This window comes from Amycolatopsis camponoti (assembly GCF_902497555.1).
GTDB classification, from domain to species: Bacteria; Actinomycetota; Actinomycetes; order Mycobacteriales; family Pseudonocardiaceae; genus Amycolatopsis; species Amycolatopsis camponoti.
The window spans coordinates 2,096,802-2,113,556 of sequence record NZ_CABVGP010000001.1 but is presented as its reverse complement, the minus strand read 5'-3'; the positions used below and the strand labels follow the sequence as shown (position 1 = coordinate 2,113,556).

Annotated in this window: 12 protein-coding genes; 8 read left to right on the top strand and 4 right to left on the bottom strand. The window is 69.9% G+C overall.

Going from position 1 to position 16,755, the window contains the following annotated elements; all coding sequences use genetic code 11:
• Nucleotides 1-97: 97 nt before the first annotated feature.
• Genes AA23TX_RS10140 through AA23TX_RS10130 form a run of 3 tightly spaced genes read right to left on the bottom strand, consistent with a single transcriptional unit; the run spans nt 98 to nt 3,437 of the window.
• Entirely contained in the window at nt 98-1,222 is a 1,125-nt protein-coding gene (locus tag AA23TX_RS10140; protein WP_155542300.1) for a sensor histidine kinase, read from the bottom strand.
• On the bottom strand, nt 1,219-1,896 hold the full coding sequence (locus AA23TX_RS10135; protein WP_196425264.1) for a response regulator transcription factor: 678 nt from the start codon (nt 1,894-1,896) through the stop codon (nt 1,219-1,221). Before AA23TX_RS10135 ends, AA23TX_RS10140 begins: the two co-directional genes overlap by 4 nt.
• A gap of 35 nt (nt 1,897-1,931) precedes the next feature.
• Complete coding sequence (locus AA23TX_RS10130; RefSeq protein WP_196425263.1) at nt 1,932-3,437, bottom strand: PucR family transcriptional regulator; 1,506 nt, start codon at nt 3,435-3,437, stop codon at nt 1,932-1,934.
• A 98-nt stretch (nt 3,438-3,535) separates the two neighbouring features.
• Between AA23TX_RS10130 and AA23TX_RS10125 the strand changes: the two genes are divergently transcribed.
• The 6 genes from AA23TX_RS10125 to AA23TX_RS10100 all read left to right on the top strand — a co-directional run bounded on the left by AA23TX_RS10125 (nt 3,536) and on the right by AA23TX_RS10100 (nt 12,541).
• A complete protein-coding gene (locus tag AA23TX_RS10125) occupies nt 3,536-4,981 on the top strand; it encodes a sodium:solute symporter family protein (protein WP_155542299.1) in 1,446 nt (481 codons plus the stop codon).
• Nucleotides 4,974-5,918: an agmatinase gene (speB, locus tag AA23TX_RS10120; protein WP_155542298.1), complete on the top strand. Its 945-nt coding sequence runs from the start codon at nt 4,974-4,976 to the stop codon at nt 5,916-5,918. Before AA23TX_RS10125 ends, speB begins: the two co-directional genes overlap by 8 nt.
• Entirely contained in the window at nt 5,915-7,558 is a 1,644-nt protein-coding gene (locus tag AA23TX_RS10115) for a thiamine pyrophosphate-binding protein (protein WP_155542297.1), read from the top strand. The genes speB and AA23TX_RS10115 overlap by 4 nt, the downstream gene beginning before the upstream one ends.
• Nucleotides 7,555-8,913, top strand: coding sequence for an aminobutyraldehyde dehydrogenase (locus AA23TX_RS10110; protein WP_155542296.1), 1,359 nt, complete (start codon nt 7,555-7,557; stop codon nt 8,911-8,913). The genes AA23TX_RS10115 and AA23TX_RS10110 overlap by 4 nt, the downstream gene beginning before the upstream one ends.
• Nucleotides 8,910-10,370, top strand: coding sequence for a purine-cytosine permease family protein (locus AA23TX_RS10105; RefSeq protein ID WP_155542295.1), 1,461 nt, complete (start codon nt 8,910-8,912; stop codon nt 10,368-10,370). The genes AA23TX_RS10110 and AA23TX_RS10105 overlap by 4 nt, the downstream gene beginning before the upstream one ends.
• Before the next feature lie 341 nt (nt 10,371-10,711).
• The gene (locus AA23TX_RS10100; RefSeq protein ID WP_155542294.1) at nt 10,712-12,541 is read left to right on the top strand and encodes an NACHT domain-containing protein; all 1,830 of its coding nucleotides are present in this window, start codon (nt 10,712-10,714) and stop codon (nt 12,539-12,541) included.
• 27 nt (nt 12,542-12,568) lie between these two features.
• Here AA23TX_RS10100 and dxs read toward each other — a convergent pair whose 3' ends face one another.
• Nucleotides 12,569-14,473, bottom strand: a complete 1,905-nt coding sequence (dxs, locus tag AA23TX_RS10095) for a 1-deoxy-D-xylulose-5-phosphate synthase (RefSeq protein WP_155542293.1) — start codon at nt 14,471-14,473, stop codon at nt 12,569-12,571.
• Between the two features lie 184 nt (nt 14,474-14,657).
• On the opposite strand from dxs, the gene AA23TX_RS10090 reads away from it, so the two are divergent.
• On the top strand, nt 14,658-16,127 hold the full coding sequence (locus AA23TX_RS10090) for an aldehyde dehydrogenase family protein (RefSeq protein WP_155542292.1): 1,470 nt from the start codon (nt 14,658-14,660) through the stop codon (nt 16,125-16,127).
• Nucleotides 16,128-16,235: 108 nt separating this feature from the next.
• On the top strand, nt 16,236-16,673 hold the full coding sequence (locus AA23TX_RS10085; RefSeq protein ID WP_155542291.1) for a hypothetical protein: 438 nt from the start codon (nt 16,236-16,238) through the stop codon (nt 16,671-16,673).
• The last annotated feature ends 82 nt before the right edge of the window (nt 16,674-16,755 follow it).

Genomic DNA, 16,755 nt, shown 5'->3' with positions numbered 1-16,755 from the left:
CGCGTGATCAGAAGGGCATCACGCGTGATGCCCCCTCAATCACGAGTGATGCCCCCTCAATCACGGGTGATGCCCGCTCAGTCACGGGTGATGCCGGTCAGCGCACCGGGAGGTGGACCGTGACGCCGAGGCCGCCGCCCACGATCGGTTCCGCCGCCACGCTTCCGCCGTGGGCCGCGACCGCCGCGCGGACGATCGACAAGCCCAGGCCCGCGCCGTGGCGGGCCGTGCGGGCCACGCCCGCCCGGCGGAACGGTTCGAACAGCTCCGGCACCGCCGCCGGGTCGACCAGCCCACCCGACGAGCGCACCCGCAGCACCGACCACTGCGGGCCGGGCTGCGTCACGACCTCCAGCCAGCCGCCTTCGACGTTGTGGCGGACGGCGTTCTCCAGCAGGTTGCCCGCGATCCGCTCCAGCAGCGCCGGGTCGCCGAACGCCGGCGCCGGCACCACCGCGAACGTCGCCCGGATCCCGCGTTTCTCGGCTTCGAGACGCGCCGCGCGCCACGCCCGGTCGACGACGTTCGCCAAGTCGACCGGCTCGCGGACACCGAGCCCGGCGCCGTCGGTGCGGGCCAGCAGCAGCAGCGAGTTCACCAGCTGACCGGCGCGCTCGGTCGCGTCGCGGACCACCCCGCCCATCCGGCGCAGCTCGGCCACGTCGGCGTCGTCGTCGGCGAGGGTGACGTCGAGCTCCGTGCGGATGACCGACAACGGCGTCCGCAGCTCGTGGCTCGCGTTCGCGACGAAGTGCCGCTGCGCGTCGAACGCGGACTGGAGCCGGTCGAGCATGTCGTCGAACGTGCCGGCCAGCTCGGCCAGCTCGTCGCGCGAGCGCACCTCGCCGATCCGCTCCCCCAGCGACTCGACCGACAGCCGCCGCGCGGTGCCGGTGATCTCGCGCAGCGGCAGCAGCACCCGCGAGGTGAACGTCCAGGCGAGGATCGCCGCGGCCGCGACCACCAGCAGGAACGCCAGCGACCCGAACAGCAGCATCCGGTTGCGGGCGTGCACGCGCAGGTGCTCGGCGAGCGTCGACGCGTCGACCTGGACGCCGTCCACGACGACCACGCTGCCCGGCGGCATCTGCGGGACGTTGTCGAGCGAGTCGCGGACCAGCGTCCAGGCCAGCCAGAGCAGCAGCAGGCTGACGGCGGCGACCAGCACGGTCGCCAGCAGGGTGATCCGGGCGCGGAGGCTGCGGGTGCCCGGCAGGTTCACGCGCGCGGCGAGCCGGGCTCCGGCACCCGGTAGCCGGAGCCGACGACGGTCTCGATGATCCCCGGCTCGCCGAGCTTCTTGCGCAGCGTCATGACGGTGACCCGGACGGTCGTGGTGAACGGGTCGGCGTTCTCGTCCCACACGCGCTCGAGCAGCTCCTCGCTGCTGACGACCGAACCGGCGGCCGAGAGCAGGACCTCGAGGACGCCGAACTCCTTGCGCGTCAGCTCGACCGGCCCGCTCGCACGCCGGACCGTCCGCTTGGCCGGGTCCAGCTCGACGTCCCCGGCGGTGAGCAGCGGCGGCGCGGCCGGCGTGGCGCGCCGGCCCAGCGCCCGCACCCGGGCGACCAGCTCGGGGAAGGCGAACGGTTTCGCGAGGTAGTCGTCGGCACCGAGCGACAGCCCGTCGACGCGGTCGGACACCGAACTGCTCGCCGTCAGCATCAGGACCCGGGTGAGCTCCCCGGACGCGACGATCTCCCGGCACAGCTCGTCGCCGGACATCCCGGGCAGGTCCCGGTCCAGCAACACGACGTCGTACCGCGTGACGGCGGCCTTTTCATGCCCGTCGTCACCGGTGAGGGCGACGTCCACGGCCATGCCTTCCCGGCGCAGCCCGCGAGCGATCGCGTCGGCCAGGGGTTCTTCGTCCTCGACTACCAAAACTCGCACGAGACCACAATTCCATATTTTCCTGAGAGTGCCCTTTAAGGACTGTGTGTGACCGGTGAGAGCCACCGCAGCGCGAACCACAGCCGCATCCGGACCTCCGGGTCGGCCAGATCCACCCCCAAGGCGCGCTCCACCTGGGCGATCCGGTGCCGGACGCTGTTGCGGTGCACCCCCAGCTCGGCCGCCGTCGGTTCCCAGGCGCCGTGGTGGGCCAGCCACGTCCGCAGCGTCAGCACCAGTGACCGGTCCCCCGCGTGATCCAGCGCCACCAACGGCTCCAGGGCCTTCGAAGCGAACCCCCGGGAAGCGTCCGGAGCCACCAAAGCGTCGAAATCCAGCGGCGAATCCCCCGCCACCACCGGGCGCCCCAGGGACTGAGCGCGTGCGAGCAGCAAGTCGACTTCGCCCTCGGACAGCCTGCCCGCCGGCGCCGGTGAGCCCACCGCCGCCAGCCAGCCGTGGGCGCGCAGGTCCTCCAGCACCGCGAGCGGCGGCGCGGACCCCGCGATCGCCACGAACCGGCCGGGCAGCACGGAGACCAGCGGGGTGTCCAGCCGCGCCCGGAGCCAGTCCGGGCGCCGGGCCACCTCGTCCGGACCGCGCCGGTGGGCCGCCCCGGCGACCAGCCGGACGACCTCGGACCCCAGCAACGACCCGGCCGCGTCCCCGGGGGCCACCCGGCCGAGCAGCAGACCGGTGGCCGCCGCGCCCAGCTCGGCCGCGTCCGAGCCCGCGCGGCCGACCAGGCCCAGCAGGGCCGCGCCGACCGCGAGGATCGCCCGCTCGGCGCCGTCGAGCCGCCGGGGCCGGCCGACGACCACCAGGTGCGACGCCGTGGCCTGCGGGTACACCGGCTGGACGACGACGAAGCCGCCGTCGGCCTCGGTGGTCGCGCTCCGGATCCCGCTGCCCGCCCGCACGGTCGCCATCAGCTCCCGCACCGCCGTCGGCAGCGGCGTGGGCGCATCGTGCGCGGAGGCCAGCACGTCCCCGGCGCCGACCAGGGCCACCCAGGACCGCAGCGCCGCCGCCAACGCCGACGTCAGCTCGCCGAGCCCGCCACCCGCGGCGCGCGTGAGCGTCTCACGCGCCGCCGTGATCCGCCGCTGTTCTCGCTGGCCGGCCTCGGTCAACGCCACCGAGACCGCCCGGTTGACCGCCAGGAACGGCGTGCGCGACGGCACCACCAGCAGCGGCAGCCCGCGTCGCGCGCACGCCCGGCGCAGCGGTTCCGGCAGGGTCTCGTGGACCGTCGGGGTGAGCCCGAACCCCAGCGCCGTGACGCCGGCGTCGCGCAGCCCGCGCACGTACCGGTCGATCTGCTCCGGCAGGTCGACCCCGGCGGTGAGGATCAGCTCGCCGCCCAGCAGGTAGGGCGCGGGATCCTGCAGCTCGCTCACGTGCGCCCAGCGCACCGGGGCGTCCAGCGCGCCCGGCCGCAGGGTTTCGGGCACGACGTCGAGCGCGAGCTCCCGGTTGCCGACCACGTCCCGTAACGGGACATTCACCTCCGTGGACAGTGAATCCGTGATCTGGGTCATTTCATCCCTACCGATGTCGACTTGAGGATCAATCGTCCCATGCCGGGAGGGTGGCGGGCGAATTTACGGTGGCCCGAAACCAACGTGAGGAGGACGCCGTGACCGGGGACTACGTGGTCATCGCCCTGTACATCGCGGGCATGCTCGGGGTCGGCTGGTACGGCCTCCGGCTCGCCAAGACGAAGTCCGACTACCTCGTCGCCGGACGGCGGCTGGGCTGGTTCATGTACTCCGGCACGATGTCGGCCGTCGTCCTCGGCGGTGCGTCCACCGTCGGCGGCGTGAAGCTCGGCTACACCTACGGCATCTCCGGCATGTGGCTGGTCGTCAGCATCGGGGTCGGCATCCTCGTGCTGCACGCGCTGTTCGCGCGGCGGCTGGTGCGGCTGAAGGTCTACACCGTCGGCGAAATGCTCGACCTGCGCTACGGCGGCCGCACCAGCGCGGTGTCCGGCGTCGTCATGTGGGGCTACACCCTGATGCTCACGGTCACCTCGACGCTGGCGTTCGCGACCATCTTCAAGGTGCTCTTCGACCTGCCGAACTGGGCGGGCATCGCGATCGGCGGCTCGATCGTGGTCCTCTACTCGGTCCTCGGCGGCATGTGGTCGATCACGCTCACCGACATCGCCCAGTTCGTCATCAAGACCATCGGCATCCTGGCGATCCTGCTGCCGGTGGCGATCTCTTCCGCGGGCGGCTTCGAAGGCATGAGCGAAAAGCTCGACGCGAGCTTCTTCAGCTTCACCTCGATCGGCACCGACACGATCATCACCTACTTCGTCATCTACACCTTCGGCCTGCTGATCGGCCAGGACATCTGGCAGCGCGTGTTCACCGCCCGCACCCCGGCGATCGCGACGTCCGGCGGCATCACCTCCGGCGTCTACTGCCTGGTCTACGGCCTGGCCGGCGCCCTCATCGGCACCGCGGCCCACACGCTGTACCCGGATCTGGCGAGCGCGCAGGACGCCTTCGCGACGATCGTCGAACGCCTGCTGCCCACCGGGGTCCGCGGGCTGGTGCTGGCCGCCGCGCTCTCGGCGATGATGTCGACCGCGAGCGGCGCGCTGATCGCCTGCTCCACCACCACGACGTCGGACCTGCTCACCAAGGTGGGTCTCAAGAAGGGCGGCGAGGTCAGCCGCAACCGGATCGCCACGCTCGTGCTCGGGCTGCTCGCGATCGGCATCGCGATGATCGTCGACGACGTCGTCAACGCCCTCACGATCGCCTACGACATCCTGGTCGGCGGCCTGCTCGTCGCGATCGTCGGCGCGCTGTTCTGGAAGCGCGGCACGCGGCAGGGCGCGTACGCGTCGATGATCGCCGGCACGGTGTCCGTGGTCGCCTTCATGATCATCGACGGCGTCGACGCCAACACCCCGATCTACTGGGGTCTCGGCGCGAGCCTGATCGTGTACCTGGTGGTCAGCTTCGCCACACCCCGCACCGCCGACTCGATCCTTTCCACCTGGACCCGCCGCCTCAATGGCGAAGACACGTCCGTCCCGACCCGTGAACAGGAGCCCAGCAGTGCCTAACATCGGACCCCTCGACTCGTCGCGCGTTCCCCGGTTCGCCGGTTTCGCGACCTTCGCGCGGCTGCCGCGGATCGACCAGGTCGAGCACGCCGACGTCGCGGTCGTCGGGGTCCCGTTCGACTCCGGCGTGTCCTACCGGCCCGGCGCGCGGTTCGGCCCGGCCGCCGTCCGCGAGGCGAGCCGGCTGCTGCGGCCGTACCACCCGGAGCTGGACGTCTCGCCGTTCGAGGAGCGGCAGGTCGTGGACGCGGGCGACATCGCGATCAACCCGTTCAACATCGGTGAGGCGATCGAGACGCTGCAGCAGGAAGCCGAGGCGCTGCAAGCGAACGGGACGCGGCTGGTGACGGTCGGAGGCGACCACACCATCGCCCTCCCGCTGCTGCGGGCCGCCGCGAAGCGGCACGGACCCGTCGCGCTGCTGCACTTCGACGCGCACCTCGACACGTGGGACACCTACTTCGGCGAGCCGTACACCCACGGCACGCCGTTCCGGCGCGCGTCGGAGGAAGGCATCCTCGACACGAGCGCGCTGTCGCACGTCGGCACGCGCGGGCCGCTGTACGGCAAGCGTGACCTCGAGGAGGACCGGCGGCTCGGCTTCGGCATCGTCACCTCCGGCGACGTCCTGCGCCGCGGGGTCGCCGAGACCGTCGACGCGCTGCGGCAGCGCATCGGCGACCGGCCGCTCTACATCTCGGTCGACATCGACGTGCTCGACCCGGCCCACGCCCCCGGCACCGGCACGCCCGAGGCCGGCGGGATGACCAGCCGTGAACTGCTGGAAATCCTGCGCGGGCTGCGCGATCTCAACCTGATCGGGGCCGACGTGGTCGAGCTGGCCCCGGCTTACGATCACGCCGAGATCACCGCCATCGCGGCTTCCCACGTCGCCTACGACCTGGTGAGCCTGCTGAGCCTCGGGAAGAGCGCATGACGCGCATCGGCGGCGACGTCGTCGTCGAGACCCTCCGCGCGCTGGGCGCCGACACCGTGTTCGGCCTGCCGGGCCAGCACGCGCTGGGCCTGTTCGAAGCGTTGCGACGCGCCGACGACGTGCGCGTGCTCAGCGGACGCGTCGAGAACAACCTCGCGTTCGCCGCCGACGGGTACGCCCGCGCGCGGCTCGCGACGGACCCCGACGGCCCGGTGCCGGTGACGCCGCTGATCGTGTCGACCGGGCCGGGCGCGCTGCTGACGTTGGCTTCCCTGCAGGAGTCCCGGGCGGCGTCGGTGCCGGTGCTCGGCATCTCCAGCCAGGTCCCGGTCGCCGGCCTCGGCGGCGGACGGCACGGCTACCTGCACGAGCTGCCGGACCAGCAGGCGAGCTTCCGGGACGTCGTGAAGTCGGTGCACGTCGTGCGCCGCGCGAGCCAGATCCCTTCCGCGTTGCGGGAAGCGTGGACGTCGGCCGCGACCGCGCCGTACGGCCCGGTGTGGGTCGAGATCCCGCAGGACGTCCTGCTCGGGCCGGCCGGGGTCCCGCCGATCACGTCGGTGGCGGCCACTCCCCCACCGCTGGAACCCTTGCCGGAGCTGGTCACCGCGGCCGCCGATCTGCTGGCGGCGGCGTCGAACCCGGTGATCTTGGCGGGCGGCGGCGCGCTGCGGTCCGGCGCGCACGCCGAGCTGACCGCCCTGGCCGAGGCGTTGCGCGCGCCGGTGATCTCGACGTTCGGCGGCAAGGGCGTCTTCGGCTGGGACCACGAGCTGTCCGGGCGGTCGTGGATGGAGGACTGGCACACCACGGAGTTCCTCGCCGCCGCGGACGTCCTGCTCGTGCTCGGTTCCGGCCTCGGCGAGCTGTCCAGCAACTACCGCGAGTTCGCCCCGCGCGGCCGCGTGATCCAGGTCGAGGCCGACCTGGGCAAGCTGGAGTCGAACTACCCGGGCCTCGGCATCCACGCCGACGTCAAGCTCACGCTGCAGGCGCTGCTGGAGTGGGTGCCGATGCGGTCTTCCGACGGACGGGCGGAGGCCGCCGTCTCTTCGCTGGTGGCGTCGGTGGAGTCGCGTTTGGACGGTCAGGACCTGGCCGCCGAGCGCAAGCTGATCGACGACATCCGCGCGGCGCTGCCGGACGGCACCCAGACGTTCTGGGACATGACGATCGCCGCGTACTGGGCCTGGTCGGCGTGGAACCCCGAGGGCGCGCCGATCCACACCGCGCAGGGCGCGGGCGGGCTGGGCTACGGCCTGCCGGGCGCGCTCGGGGGCGCGGCGGCCGGGGGCCCGACGCTCGCCGTGTCGGGCGACGGCGGCGCGATGTACGGCGTCGCCGAGCTGGCCACCGCGGTGCAGCACGGCCTCGACGTCACGTGGCTGGTCGTCGACGACGGCGGCTACGGCGTCCTGCGCGAGTACCTGACCGGCGCCTTCGGCCACACGACGGCCACCGAGCTGGCCCGCCCCGACTTCGTGGCCCTGGCGGAGTCGTTCGGAGTGCCCGCCACGCTGTCCTCCTCGGACTCCGTCGGCGCGGACCTGGCGAAGGCGTTGCGCACGCCCGGGCCGTCGGTGGTCGTCCTCCCCGCCCTGCTGAAGCTGTTCGCGCCGACCCACCTGGAGCAGGCATGACCCGCACGCTCGACCTGACCGACCCGGCGACCGGCGAGGTGTTCGGCACCAGCGCCGTCGCTTCCGAGTCCGATGTGGACAGCGCGCTGGCGGCCGCCGCGCAAGCGTTTGCGGTGTGGCGGCGCAGCACGCCCGCGCAGCGCCAGCTCGCACTGTTGAAAATCGCCGGCGCGGTGGAGGCGCGCGCTTCCGAGTTCGCCGACCTGGAAGTGCGCGAGACGGGCAAGATCCGGTCCGTCGTGCTGGAAGAGGAGATCCCGGAGTGCGTGAGCGCGCTGCGGTTCTTCGCCGGCGCCGCGCGGCACCTGGAGGGCACGGCCGCCGGGGAGTACGCGCCGGGCCACACGTCGGTGATCCGCCGCGAGCCGGTGGGCGTCTGCGCGCAGATCGCGCCGTGGAACTACCCGCTGATGATGGCGGTCTGGAAGATCGCGCCGGCGCTGGCCGCGGGCAACACCGTGGTGCTCAAGCCGGCCGAGACGACCCCGTCGACGGCCGTGCTGCTGGCCCGGGTAGCCGCGGAGTTCCTGCCTTCGGGGGCCTTCACGGTCCTGACCGGCGACCGCGACACCGGCCGCGCGCTGGTCAAGCACCCGATCACGGCGCTGGTCTCGATCACCGGGTCGACGCGGGCGGGCATCGACGTCGCCACCGTCGCGGCCGCCGACCTCAAGCGCACCCACCTGGAACTGGGCGGCAACGCGCCGCTGCTGGTGTTCCCCGACGTCGACCTCGACGCGACGGCGGAGGGCATCGTGGGCGCCGCGTTCTACAACGCCGGGCAGGACTGCACCGCGGGCAGCCGGGTGCTGGTGCACGAGTCGATCCATGACGAGTTCGTCGCTTCGCTGGCGAAGACCGCCGCGGAGCAGACGCCGGGCGTCGACTTCGGGCCGCTCAACAGCGCGGCGCAGTTCTCGCGCGTCGAGGGCCTGATCTCGCGGCTGCCACCGCACGCGCGGATCGAAACCGGCGGGACGCGGTTCGGCTCGAAGGGGTTCTACTACTCCCCCACCGTGGTCTCGGGGCTGCGCCAGGACGACGAGATCGTCCAGGAGGAGATCTTCGGGCCGGTCATCACCGTCCAGTCCTTTTCGGACGAAGTATCGGGCGTGGCGCTGGCCAACGGCGTGCCGTACGGGCTGGCGTCGTCGGTCTGGACGAACGACCTCGGCGTCGCCGCGCGGGTGTCGGCCGAGCTGGACTTCGGGTGCGTGTGGGTCAACACGCACGGCCCGCTGGTCGCCGAGATGCCGCACGGCGGGTTCGGTCACTCCGGCCACGGCAAGGACCTCTCGTCGTACGCGTTCGCCGAGTACACCCGCGTCAAGCACGTCATGACGAGGTTCGCATGAGCGACAAGATCACCGAGGTCGAGCAGCACGGCATCGCGCCGATCCCGCCGGAGGAGCAGACGTCGCGCCCGCGTGACCTGTTCCGGATGGCGTTCGGCGGCGCGAACACGTTCGCCACGATCATCCTGGGCACGCTGCCGATCGCGTACGGCCTGAGCTTCCGCGACGCGGCGCTGGCGACCGCGCTCGGCGTCGTCGTGGGCGGGCTGGTGCTGGCGCCGATGGCGCTGTTCGGGCCCCGCACGCGGACCAACAACGCGGTGTCGTCCGGCGCGCACTTCGGCGTGGTCGGCCGGTGCGTCGGGTCGTTCCTGTCGCTGCTGACGGCGATCACGTTCTTCGCGATCTCGGTCTGGGTGAGCGGCGACGCGGTGGCTGGCGCGGCACAGCGGCTCTTCGGCTTCGACGGCGGCGCGGTGCTGCGCGCGGTGGCGTACGGCGTGATCGCGATCGCGACGCTCGTCGTCTGCATCTACGGCTACCGGTTCATGCTGCTGGTCAACCGGGTGGCGGTGGTCCTGGGCACGGCGATCATGCTGCTGGGCGTGCTGGCGTACGGCGGCTCGTTCGACCCGGGGTACGCGGGCACGGGGACGTACGCGCTGGGCACGTTCTGGCCGACGTTCACCTTGGCGGCCCTGACGGCCCTGGCCAACCCGATCTCGTTCGGCGCGTTCCTCGGCGACTGGGCCCGCTACATCCCTTCCTCTTTCAGCAAACGTTCCTTGCTGGCGGCGCCGTTCCTGGCGCAGGTGGCGACGCTGCTGCCGTTCGGCTTCGGCATCGCGACGGCGACGCTGGTGGCGGACCCGGCCGACTACATCACGGGGCTGACGGCGGTTTCCCCACTGTGGTACGCGATCCCGCTGATCGTGGTCGCCCTGATCGGCGGCCTGTCGACGGGAACGACGTCGTTGTACGGGACCGGGCTGGACTTCAGCTCGATCTTCCCGCGCCTGTCCCGGGTCCAGGCGACGCTGCTGATCGGGACGTTGAGCGTGGCCTTCATCTTCATCGGCAACTTCGCACTGGACATGGTGTCGAGCATCAACGCGTTCGCGACGTTGATCGTGCTGTGCACCTCGCCGTGGATGGTGATCATGATGATCGGCTTCGTCCAGCGCCGAGGTTTCTACGACGTGGCGGACCTGCAGGTGTTCAACGAGGGCCGCAAGGGCGGCCGCTACTGGTTCGCCCGAGGGGTGAACTGGCGCGCGATGGCGGCCTGGATCCCGGCGACGACGCTCGGGTTGCTGTGCGCGAACACACCGATGATCGCCGGGCCCCTGCGAGACATCGCGGGCGGCGTGGACGTGAGCCTGCTGGTGACGTTGGTGACCGCCGCGGTGGCGTACCCGGTACTGGTGAAGCTGTTCCCGGAACCCCCGGAGGTGTTCGCCTCGACGCCCGCTTCTTCAGCCGTACTCCAGGTGGAGGAGTGGGCTGCCGAGGTCTGAATCCGACGCCGGTCGGCCGAGTTCGTGCAACTCTTACCCTTCTCAAACGTGTCGCGCTCCTGTACAGATTTGTTATGCACAGGGCTCGAACCATGGCCGCCGTCGGGATCCTTTGCGTCGCCGCGCTGGGCGTCGCGACGAACATCGCAACATCAGCTGTGCCCCAGGCATGGCAACCGTACCAATGGATCGCGTGGCCAGTCTTGGTGTGCTTGATCATTGCCGCAGTCCTTCTGGAGGTGCGCCGGACAGATAGTGGCCGAGCCGATAGCACGTCAGCCCCCAGCGCTCACTCCAGGAGGGTCCTTCTCCGCAGAGTCCACTCACATTGGATCAAGGGGGTGCTGGAGCGCTCGTTCTACCAGCAAGTTCGCCTGGAACTCGGGATACAGACGACTGTCAACAGCATTCACCCTTGGGATGTAGTTACAACCACGACGCACACACGCCCGAGAGTCGTACCATCTGGCACGTCGGCACTGACGGTATTCGACGAACTCGAACGCATGATGGTCGTTCTCGGCGCTCCAGGATCGGGCAAGACCACCATGTTGTTGGAGCTACTCAGAGACGCACTAATAATAGCGGAAAAAGACATCGATGAACCTATCCCGGTGATGCTGAACCTCACTTCTTGGACACAGCGACGTGGCCCCATCGATGAGTGGATCGTTCACGAAGTGTCAGTTAGATACCAGATTCCCCCGAGGCACGTGCGCGCCTGGCTTGACGTCGACCTCCTGCTCCCAGTGCTGGACGGGCTCGACGAAGTCGGCTCATCATACCGTCAGCCATGTATTCAGGCCATCAATGAATTCCATCGGAGATACACAACCACTTCGATTGCCGTCGGCTGTCGCCACCTAGACTACGAAGCACTCGACGACAAGCTCGAACTGCACGGTATTGCACAAATCCAACCATTGTCCGCGCATCAGGTGGATGATTTCCTTGTTCACGCGGGCCCGGCAGGCGAAAGTGCAAAGTCAATACTGATAAAGCACCCAGAACTGAACGACTTCACATCGTCACCTCTCATGTTGAGCGTACTCATACTTGCGATACAACCAGGCAACAGACTGACTGAGCAGCCAGTCGGCGTCGACGAGGGCGATGCGACGAGAATTTTCCGGGCTTTCGTGATAACCATGCTGAAACGACGCCCCAGCCCATCGCACGCTGCCAAAGATGTTATCACCAGCCTCTGTTTTCTCGCGAATAACCTCCGTCGCATATCGCAAACACAGTTTACAATCGACCTCATAGACAATGCCTGGCTGCCGCGCAGCACCTGGAAACCAGGTCGACGAGCATCGTTAATATCACTTATAATCGGATTTATCCTATTAGGTGCCGTCGGGTATACTTCATCGGGATTCGTCGGCGCGATCGCGGGTGCAATTACAGCCACCTCTTTCGCGTTGCCAGCTTTGGAAAAGCTCGGCACGTGGGACTTTCAATACGAGATTCGAAAGAGGGACGCAGATCCAGCATGGCTTTCACTGAAGGCGATCGACTGGACGTTCCCGCCTTTCGGCGTACTCGAAGGCCTATCGAAACATCCTAAAGTGATCCCCGTTGCAGCAATCCTTGGAATCGTCGCTGGCGCGACATTTGGCACACCAAAGGGCTGGCTATCCGCCGTCTTCTGCGGCGCAACGGTGTTCATTTTGGCATCAATTTCAGCGTGGCTGATATACGATTACGGCTTCAACTTCTCCAAGCTTCCACCCAGAGAGGGCCGCTCAGAGGTACCCAGCCCCCGAGTGCGAGCAGCACTCCAGGTCAGCATCATGGTTGCCCCACTGATCGGACTAGTCGCAGGAACCCTGGCCTGGCTGGTCCTCACATTACTGCTCGACACCGACGATGGGAAACTCGCCCTTTTGATTGGCCTCAGTGTGACCACCTATGCGTTCATCTGCCTGGGCTGCCATGCGTTTTTCGAACAGCTATCGATACGACGGACACTGCACCGAGCCGAATTGTTTCCATTTCCGGCCAAACCAGTGCTGGACTACGCGACAAGGTGTCTTTTTCTACACAAAGTCGGAGATGGCTACATTTTCGCCCACCAGTCACTACTTGACTTCTTCGACGCCTTGCACACGAAAGGGCCAGCGAAATACCGAACGGTTGAATCGCTCTTCGATGAGCAACCAGGCCGATGAGCGGTGCAGTGCCCGCCGAAGCATGATTCAGCTGCGGTCGACGCTCTGCTCGGACCGTGAACCAAGGCGACCCGAAGCCCACTCGGTCACCCGCCGAGCCACATCCTGAGCCGTCAACCCGATCCGCCCCAAGACCTCGTCCCGGCTACCCAAGTCGTGGAACACCTGCGGCACCGCCAAGTCCCTCAACGGCACATCACATTCGGCGTCCCGGAACACGGCCGCCAACGCCGACCCGAAACCACCGTGCCGGCCACTGTCCTCGACGGTCACGACGAGCTTGTGCTGCGACGCCAGCGCCACCAGCTCGGCCGGCACCGGCAGCACCCACCGCGGGTCCGCCACGGTCACCCCGATGCCCTGGTCGGCGAGCCGATCAGCGGCCGCCAGCCCCAAAGCGGCAAACGGACCGACCGTCACGAGCAGGACATCAGCACCTTCGACCGGGCGGCGAAGCACATCGACCGTGCCCATCCGCTCGACCGCCGGAACATCCGTACCGACCTTGCCCTTGGAGAACCGCAACGCGGTCGGCCCATCGGACACGGCCACAGCCTCACGCAACTCCTCGCGCAGCGTCGCCGGGTCACGCGGAGCGGCCACCCGCATCCCCGGCACCATGCCGAGCAACGACAGATCCCACATCCCGTGGTGGCTGGGCCCGTCCGGCCCCGTGATCCCGGCCCGGTCCAGCACCAGGGTCACCGGCAGCCGGTGCAGCGCGACATCCATCAGCACCTGGTCGAACGCGCGGTTCAGGAACGTCGAGTAGATCGCGACCACCGGGTGCAGCCCGCCCATCGCCAGCCCCGCCGCCGACGTCACGGCGTGCTGCTCGGCGATCCCGACGTCGTACCAGCGGCCAGGGAACGCCTCGGCGAACTTGTCGAGACCGGTCGAGCGCAGCATCGCCGCCGTGATCGCGACGACGTCCTCGCGCTCGGCACCGATCTTCGCCAGTTCGTCGCCGAACACGCCGGTCCAGCTCGGGCCCTTCACCGGCGGCAGGCCGGTCTCCGGGTCGATCGGGTCGGTCTGGTGCATCTGGTCGTGCTCGTGGTTGACCGCGGGCGCGTAGCCGTGGCCCTTTTCGGTCACCACGTGCACGATCACCGCGCCGCCGAAGCTGCGCGCGCTCTGGAACGCCTTCTCCAGCGCGGCGAGGTCGTGGCCGTCGACCGGGCCGAGGTACTTCAGGCCCAGGTCGGAGAACATCGCCTGCGGGCTCAGCGCGTCCTTCAAGCCGGCCTTCGCGGCGTGCAGCGCGGCGTAGATCGGCCGGCCGACGACCGGGGTGTGCTTGAGGAGCTCACGGCCGCCGTCGAGCAGCCGCTCGTAGCCGGGCTGCAGGCGCAGCGCCGCGAGGTGGTCGGCCAGGCCGCCGATGGTCGGCGAGTAGGAGCGGCCGTTGTCGTTGATGACGATGACGACCGGGCGCTCGCGGTGCGCGGCGATGTTGTTGAGCGCCTCCCAGCACATGCCGCCGGTGAGCGCGCCGTCGCCGACGACGGCGACCGCGTGCCGCTCGCCGCCGTCCAGGGCGAACGCCTTCGCCAGGCCGTCCACATAGGACAGTGCGGACGAGGCGTGGCTGCTTTCGACCCAGTCGTGGTCACTCTCCGCGCGTGACGGGTAACCGGTGACGCCGCCGGTCTGGCGCAGCCGGTCGAAGCCTTCCGCGCGGCCGGTGACGATCTTGTGCACGTAGGCCTGGTGCCCCACGTCCCAGACGATCGCGTCGCGCGGCGAGTCGAACACGCGGTGCAACGCGATGGTCAGCTCGACGACGCCGAGGTTCGGCCCCAGGTGCCCGCCGGCCCGCCGGACCTTGTCGACGAGGAAGTCCCGGATCTCGGCGGACAGTTCGCCGAGGTCCTCGACACTCATGCGCTTCAGGTCCGCCGGTCCGTTGACGGACTCCAGCAACGTCACTCGTCTCCACCTCACTTGGTCGGCACGCCTCGCGTCCGGCCAGTCTACGGAGGATGGCCACCGCCCTTCCGCCCGCCGCGTCCGGCGTCACAGGCGGAGCGCGACCGCCCGTCATCTCCTGAGGTGAACCTCGTCTCCCCGCCGTGCTGTGGCGGTCACGCGGGGTGGCCACGAGAATGGGCGCATGGCGGACTTCTTCATCGGCGGCGAATGGGTGGACGCGGTCGGCGGCGGCCGGCGGGAGATCCGCTGCCCCGCCGACGGATCCCTGGTCGCGACGGTCGCCGAGGGCACGGCCGCGGACACCGAAGCCGCCATCGCGGCGGCTCGCCGGGCGTTCGACACCGGCCCGTGGCCCGGCACGCCCGCGCACCTGCGCGGCGACCTGCTGCTGCGCACCGCGGACCTGCTGGACCGCGACGCGGAGGCGTTCGCCCGCGCCGAGTCGCTCGACACCGGCAAGCGCCTGGTCGAGAGCCGCTACGACATGGCCGACATCGCCGCCTGCCTGCGCTACTTCGGCAAGCTCGCGGCGCAGGACGCGGGCCGCGTCGTCGACACCGGCAGCCCCGACGCGTTCAGCCGGATCGTCCATGAGCCGGTCGGCGTCTGCGGGCTGATCACGCCGTGGAACTACCCGCTGTTGCAGACCGTGTGGAAGATCGCACCGGCGCTGGCCGCCGGCAACACGTTCGTGCTCAAGCCCAGCGAGCTGACACCGCACACGTCGATCCTGTTCCTGAAGCTGCTCACCGAGGCGGGCCTGCCCGCGGGGGCGGGCAACCTGGTGCTGGGCGCCGGCGCGGAGGTGGGCGCACCGCTTTCCGCGCACCCGGACGTCGACCTCGTGTCGTTCACCGGCGGCCTGGCGACCGGTCGCGTCATCGCCGCGTCGGCGGCCGCGACGGTCAAGAAAGTGGCCCTGGAACTGGGCGGGAAGAACCCGAACGTGGTCTTCGCCGACGCCGACTTCGAGACGGCGGTCGACTACGCGCTGACGGCGGTGTTCCTGCACTCCGGCCAGGTGTGCTCGGCGGGCGCGCGGCTGATCGTGCAGCGGGAGTGGCACGACGAGTTCGTCGCCGAGCTGGTGCGCCGGGCCGAGCGGATCCGCCTGGGCGGGCCGTTCGACGAGCGCGCCGAGACCGGGCCGCTGATCTCCGAGGCGCACCGGGCGAAGATCGAGGCGTACGTGGCGGCGGCGCTGGCCGAGGGCGCGGTGCTGCGCACCGGCGGCAAGCGGCCGGACGACCCCGCGTTGCAGGACGGCTTCTACTACCTGCCCACCATCCTCGACCAGGTGAAACAGGGGTCGTCGGCGGTCGTCGACGAGTCGTTCGGGCCGGTGCTGACGGTCGAGACGTTCACCGACGAGGACGACGCGGTCCGCATCGCCAACGACACCCACTACGGCCTGGCCGGCGCGGTGTTCACGAACGACGCCTCGCGGGCGCAGCGGGTGGCCGGTCGGCTGCGCCACGGGACGGTGTGGATCAACGACTTCCACCCGTACCTGCCGCAGGCCGAGTGGGGCGGCTACAAGCAGTCCGGGTTCGGCCGCGAGCTGGGCCCGACGGGGCTCGGCGAGTACACCGAGATCAAGCACATCTACCAGAATTTGAGGCCGGCACCGCAGCACTGGTTCGCCGGCTGAGCCGGGTCCTTCGATCGGGATCCACCGAACGGCCCAGCACCGGAAACATGCTCGGAAAGCCGTTTCCCGCGTTTTATGCTGCCTCCACCGCGACGCAGGGAGGCCGGAGTGGACGAGCAGCGACCGGGGAAGCGGCTGCGGGGCCCGCGCGCCGTGGCGGTGGGGGTCGCGGGCCTGGGCGTGATCGCGGGACTGACCCTGCGCACGGCGGACTACCCCGGGATGCTGCCCCCGGGAACGCCGGATCCGGAGCTGGACCTGGGATTGCGCCTGGTCTGCGCGGCGGCGGTGCTGATCGCGGGCACGCTGGCGTACCTGACGTTCGCCCGCCACCAGGACGAGCCGCTGGCGATGGCCTCCCTCCCGGGTCTGGTGGTGACGGGCGTGGTCCTGCGCCACCTGGTGGTGACGCTCCCGGGGGTGACACGCATCCAGCCGGCGGCGCGGGTGGTGCCGGGAGCGGGGTCCTGGGTGCTGCTGGCGTCCGGGCTGGCGATGACGGCGGCCGGTTTGGCGGCGGCATTCGCGGCGCGCCGGGCGGCGTGAACCCGGGCTCAAGCCCCAGCACGCAGCCAACCCGCACCAGAGCAGGGCCTGAGCCGGATCGGCGGGCTCGCAGCCTGAACCA

What these genes read in the sequence shown, in the direction of transcription:
- AA23TX_RS10110 (WP_155542296.1), top strand. Translation starts at nt 7,555, where the DNA reads ATGACCCGCACGCTCGACCTGACCGACCCGGCGACCGGCGAGGTGTTC.
- AA23TX_RS10115 (WP_155542297.1), top strand. Translation starts at nt 5,915, where the DNA reads ATGACGCGCATCGGCGGCGACGTCGTCGTCGAGACCCTCCGCGCGCTG.
- AA23TX_RS10130 (WP_196425263.1), bottom strand. Translation starts at nt 3,437, where the DNA reads ATGACCCAGATCACGGATTCACTGTCCACGGAGGTGAATGTCCCGTTA.
- AA23TX_RS10090 (WP_155542292.1), top strand. Translation starts at nt 14,658, where the DNA reads ATGGCGGACTTCTTCATCGGCGGCGAATGGGTGGACGCGGTCGGCGGC.
- AA23TX_RS10105 (WP_155542295.1), top strand. Translation starts at nt 8,910, where the DNA reads ATGAGCGACAAGATCACCGAGGTCGAGCAGCACGGCATCGCGCCGATC.